The following is a 5,657-nucleotide window of genomic DNA, read 5'->3' on the forward strand; positions in this document are numbered from 1 at the left end:
CACATCCCCCGCGTTCTGCAGGATCTCAAACGTCGTACTCGCCGGCGTCACCGCACCATCAAGAACCCGCGACGGATAATTCAACCGCCCCACAGCATTCTTCGACTTACTGACAACCCACACGCCGCCATCGTTCAACTCCACCTCAGTGGTCTTGAACCCCGGATACAACACAGCACCCGTCACCAACACCACCACCGCAACACCCAACGCCCCACCAGACACCAGACGCTTATGGCGCTTCGTGAGTTTGTGATCGCGCTTCAGACCAAGCTTCCCCAGCAGAGTTGTCACAGCGTTACTTTTCCCTCAAATTTGTGGCGGCCCCCAGGCGCGCCCGTCGAAAGACCCGGTATCGGGCTCTCTGTTCCCCGCGTTAGCCTACCCAACCCCTTGCGGGGCTGCGATGGGGAGAGGTCCCCTGTCCTCGTTAGCGGCATTCCGGAATCCCGTGCGGGCCGGGGTTTCCGAGCGTTGTGTTGTTGGAATGGATGGTTCTCCCGACGTAGCGGCCGTCAGCCTGGGAGCTGATCAGGTACCACTGGCCGGCACCGCGGCCGTCGCCGGTGGTGCGCCACATCCAGCAGCTCACGGTGAAGTTGTCTCCGGTGTAGATCCAAGGGTATCCACGGACCTGGCCGCCGCAGAGGTGGCCCGGAGTGGTTGAGTCCCACGAGGTCTGGCCGGAGGCGGGAGAGTCGGTGCACGTGCGGTAGCCGGCCGACGGTACCGTGGCATCCCAGCTGGTCTTGGCCGGGCCGGACTGGGCAGAGGCGGTCGCGATGGCGCCGCCGGTACCGAGTGAGTTGACGGTCTGCACCTCGATCGAATGCCGTTCGTCGAAGCCGCCGGTGTTCACCGTCCGGCTTCCTGACGCAGCTACACGTTCCCAGGACCCGCCGTCGATCCTGATCTGGGTGTACGCCACATCGTTGGTGGCCGTCGACGGAGAATTCCAGCTGAAGCTCAAGGATTTCTGGTTCTGGCCGCCGTTTTGTCCGGACGCTGACGGCGTGCCCGGAGCCCCATAGGGAGTTGCGCGGGCGGGGGTGCTGGCATCGGAACTGGGTGCCACGCTGGAGTTGGCTGTCACGGTAATCGCGACCTCCGCGCCGTTGCTGAATCCGCCCACGGTCCCGCCGGGCGTGATGGGTCCGCTGGCACCGTTGCTGGCGTTGTAGCTGTAGCTGACCTCGTCCCGGGCCGACCCATTCCGTTCGGCGTCGGTGAGCGGCCTGAAGTTGATGGTCAGCTGCCTGCCGGCTCCTCCGGTGTTGGCCGGAGCGGCACTGACCCCGGAAACCTGGCCGAGCTTTCCGGTGGCACGGCGGGGCGCAGACGGGGCGCTGACGGCGCCCTTGCCGGCTTTGTTTTCCGCCTGGACGGTAAAGGTATAGGAGGATTCGGAGTTGTTCGCAGTAAAGTTCGCAGTCCGTTCCGTGCCGGCCACGGCCTGGGTCTGCGCTGCCCCGCCCCCGCCGCTCATCGTGACGTAGTAGGTCCGGATGGGATCGCCGTTGGTGTTCGGTTCGTTCCAGCTGACCTTCAGCTGGTTCTGGGTTCCCACGGACGATGCCACGGCCGACGTTGGGGCTGCCGGCGCTGCCGGAACCCCTGCCGGGTTGTCCTCAGCGGAGTAGATGCCCCACTCGGAGGGACCGAGTTCGTTGACGGCCTGGGCCCGGACTTTGTATTTGACGCCGTTGGTGAGCGCGGGCCAGGTGTAGCTCAGCCCGGTGACGCCGTTCTTCACGGCGACGCCGCTGGCGGGAGGCGGCGAGATCTCGAGGTTGTATTCCTTCACGGCAGACCCCTCCGTCTTCGCCGGCGCCCAGGTGATCTGCATGTCCTTGTCGCCGGCCTTGACGGCGGGTGCCTCCGGCGGTGAGGGTTTTTCGTCCGGCCGGATTTCGTTTGATGGGGGCGATGAAACGGACTCGCCCACCTCGTTGGTGGCGGTGACGGTGAAGACGTATTTCACATCGTTGGTGAGCCCGCTCAATGTGCAGGTTGTTGTGACACATTCCTGGGTGAATCCGCTGGATGTGACCGAGTATTTGGTGATCTGCGCTCCGTTGTCGGAGGGCGGGGCCCATTTCAGGACCGCAGTGCGGCTTCTGACATCGGTCGCAGCCGGCGCGGACGGTGCGTCGGGTTTGTCCCGGACCGTGAGCCGCAGGCGTCCGCTGGCCTGGCGGGACAGGTCGCCGGTCTTGTCCGTGACCGTGTACCGGATCACCATCACGCCCTTGAATCCCTCTGATGGAGTCACCCTGATGGAATCGCCCTCAACCACGGGCTGGCCGCTGGCCAAGCCCGTTTCCACGTTGGCCGCCACGATTTTCAGGGCCGTGTCAGCGAAGGGGTTGTAGTCGTTGGCGAGGACGTTGACGGTTTCGGTGCGACCGGCATTGGCCTTGTCCACTGCGTCGTCGTTGGCTACCGGCATCGGCCGGTTGGACGCCACGTGCCTGGCCAGAACCGTTGCGGTTACCGCGGGAGAACGGCCATCTGTGACCTTCAGCGGTATGGCTCCGGTGAATCCGACGCCCACGCTGGTTTCCGCGGTGACTTTCAGCACCGGCCCGTCCAGCTCGGCCTTGAGCCCGGCGGGGAGGGTGCCGTCCAGTTCGAACGTGAGGTTGCCCTGGTCCTGTTCGTCCACGTCCTTTGCCAGGCCGGAGAGGTCCAGCGTGGCGGTCTCCGCTTTCGGCACGTCCAGGGAGCCACCGCTGAAGGTCGGCGGATGGTTGGCATTCGGATCAGGAATGACCCGGGTCATGATGACCAGGGTGGACTTCAGCCCTTCAGGATCATCGGCTCTGCTTCCGTCGGTGACCTCGAACGTCAGCGACCCGGGACCAACGTAGTCCGGCTTTGCCGCATAGCGGAGACCTGTGCCGTCGGAGACGATGACGCCCTCCGGGGAACCACCCTGAACCTGGACTTTCTCCGCGACTGTGATGCGGGGCCGTTTTCCCTCCCGCACCTTCACGAACTCGTTCAGGTCAAGCGTCACTTCCTTGCCGGACATCACTTCTACGACGTCGCTCCTGGCCAGAGTCGGATACTGCTCGCCGACGCCGGGAATCCACATGACCGCCGTCGAGGTTTGTCCGTCGGTGTCGGTGACTGAATACGGAATGATCTGGTCCGCTGCCGCAAGCGTCACCACAACGTTTCCCGAGCCGCCGTCGCGGGCATTGGGGTTGCCGTCGGGAAGCGTGATCCTCAACTCTTCGGCCACACCGTCAGGATCAGAGTCGTTCTTCAGGACCGGAACATCCACGGCTGTCTTGCCCAGCGTCTCAGACAGGGTGATCCTGTCGTCCTTGGCAATGGGGCGCTGGAGCGGGGCGTCCGGGCTGACCCTGACGCGGATGACGGCGCTGCCCTGGGCTTCCTTGTCGTCCTTGATCGAGTAACGGATGCTCTCATTGCCTGCCGCCGCCGGAGCCCTGAAGCGGACTTTGGAAGTGTCGGTGGCCTCAACCTGAAGCTCCGGCTTTGCTTCAAAAGAGTTGGAAAGCAAGGAAATAGGGTCGCCGTCCGGGTCAGAGTCGTTGGTCAGTGCCTCGACGGCCACGTTACGACCGGGCCTGATGTCCACGGCGTCGTCAATGGCGACGGGTTTCTGGTTATTGGGTTCCGGCGGCGCTATGCCCACGATGACTGTTCCGGTGTTCTCGGCGCCGATCCGGTCCCGGACCCGGTAGGTGAAGGTGTCGGTTCCTGCTCCGTCGCCAGCGGCGGTGAACTCAAGGTAGCCGTCCTTGACCACTGCCGTTCCCATCCCGGGCGCCTTGTCAATGCCAAGGAGCTGGACGGAATCACCGTTGGTGTCGATGCCGTCCAGCGGTACTGGAATCTTCACCACCATCCCGGCCACAACGCGGGCGGTGAGGTTCCTCGGCTCCGGGCGGGAGTTGCGTTCGTCATCCCGTGCCTGGATGCGGATGGTGACCTGCTGGGAGTCCACCTGGCCGGACTCGTTCTGGACTTTATAGATGGCGTAGACGGTTTTCGGCTCCGGACCCGCAACGAACCGCAGGTAGTCCCCGGATACGAAGATCCGGCCGTCAGCAGCGTCCGGCTGCTGCGCGAGCTCGGGGAGCAGGGTGAGCTTCCGGCCGTTGGGGTCCGTGTCGTTGGCCAGCACCGGGATACTGACGACGTCGTTGGTCCGGACGGTGGCTTCGTCCGGTTTGGCCTGGGGTGCCTGGAGTTTAGTGGGCGCCGGGACCATCAGGACGGAAATCTCTCCGGCAGCGGAGGAGCGGCCGTTCGAGACGGTGTACTTGATGGTCAGCTGGCCCTGGGCGCGGACGTCTGTGATCCTGACCACGGAATGGTCCAGCACTGCCACACTGACGGGCAGGTCGGCGTCGGCGGTTACAGACTGCACCACCAGGACACCGCCCGAAGGATCAGAGTCGTTGCCCAGGACGTCCACGAGGACGTTGCCGCCTGTGGGCAGCAGGGCAATGTCGCGAACAGCGACGGGCACACCCTCGTTGTTCCCGGGCACCACGTCAACGCGCACCAGCTGCTGGGCACTGGCAGGGCCGTTGGTGACGAGATAGGAGACGTAGTGGGCTCCGGGGGCGGCGGAATTGAAGGTAAAGGTCTGTTGGTCGGGATTGAGCGTGGCCGTTGACTGGGGATCCGCGGTGGCCTGGGCCAGCCTCAGCACTCCGCCTTGCGGGTCGGAATCGTTCTTCAGTGGCGTGATGACAGTGTCGGCACCTGCGACGGCTACGACGTGGTCGGCGTTGGCGATCGGCGGGAGCGCTCCGGGCAGGCGGACGTCAACGGTGATCTTTCCTTCGGCGGTGGCCTGGCCGTCAGAGACTGTAACGGTCAGGACCTTACGGCCCGGTGCGGTGCCTGAGTCCTGGAAGGTGAGCTGGCCGTCGGGACGTACCCTGACCTGGTCCTGGGGATCGGTGCTGGTGGCGCCTACGGCGAAGAGGTCATCGCCGTCCGGATCGATCCAGTCCGTGAGGATGTTCTGGGTGATGTTCTTTCCGGCCTGCAGCACCAGGGTGGTGTTGCGGTTCGGCTTTTGCCGCGGTGCTGAGTTCTCGCCGGGCGGCACAATGTTCAGAGCGACGTCGGCTGTTGCGGACAGTCCGCGGCCATCGTCCACCGTGTATTTGAAGGTTTCGCTGCCGGTTTTGTCGGCGGGCACGGTGATCTGGAAGCCTGTGGAGCCGTAGATGGGAGCAACGGACCCGGATTTCAGGGCATCGGGCGTGCGGACCGTCAGGATGTCGCCGTCGGGGTCGGTGTCGTTGTCCAGGACCGGAAGGATGGTGGTTTTCCCGGCGCGGACGCCGAAGGAGTCCGGGTTCGCCACCGGTGCGCTGTTGGGCTTGGTGCGGTCCGGCAGGACCGTCTGCTGGACTTCGTCGGCGGAGTCCTTGTCGGCGTCGTCGGAGGTCTCTTTGGGTGGGATGACGTCGTCCCAGTTGTTCACGAGCTGCATGTTCTGGTTCACCAGCCACACATTCCCGGAGTTCACATCATTGAGGACCACCAGGTCCCGGTTCACCCGGAAAACATACGAGGGCGACGCACTCGCCTTCGGCACCTCAACATTCTTATCATCAGCATCATTGGCGCAGTCCCGGACGTACTTGTTCGCACCCGACCAC

General features: G+C 64.3%; 2 protein-coding genes. Both read right to left on the reverse strand.

Annotation, left to right across the window (positions count from 1 at the left end; translation table 11 throughout):
• The coding region (locus ABV518_RS22220; RefSeq protein WP_367771801.1) for a hypothetical protein at positions 1 to 294 on the reverse strand (294 nt) is incomplete at its 3' end.
• Between the two features lie 136 nt (positions 295 to 430).
• Positions 431 to 5,554 carry an Ig-like domain-containing protein gene (locus tag ABV518_RS22225; RefSeq protein ID WP_367771804.1) on the reverse strand — a complete coding sequence of 1,708 codons (5,124 nt, stop codon included), beginning with the start codon at positions 5,552 to 5,554 and terminating at the stop codon, positions 431 to 433.
• Between the last annotated feature and the right edge of the window lie 103 nt (positions 5,555 to 5,657).

The organism is Arthrobacter sp. HS15c, from assembly GCF_040812005.1.
In the GTDB taxonomy this organism is placed as follows: domain Bacteria; phylum Actinomycetota; class Actinomycetes; order Actinomycetales; family Micrococcaceae; genus Arthrobacter.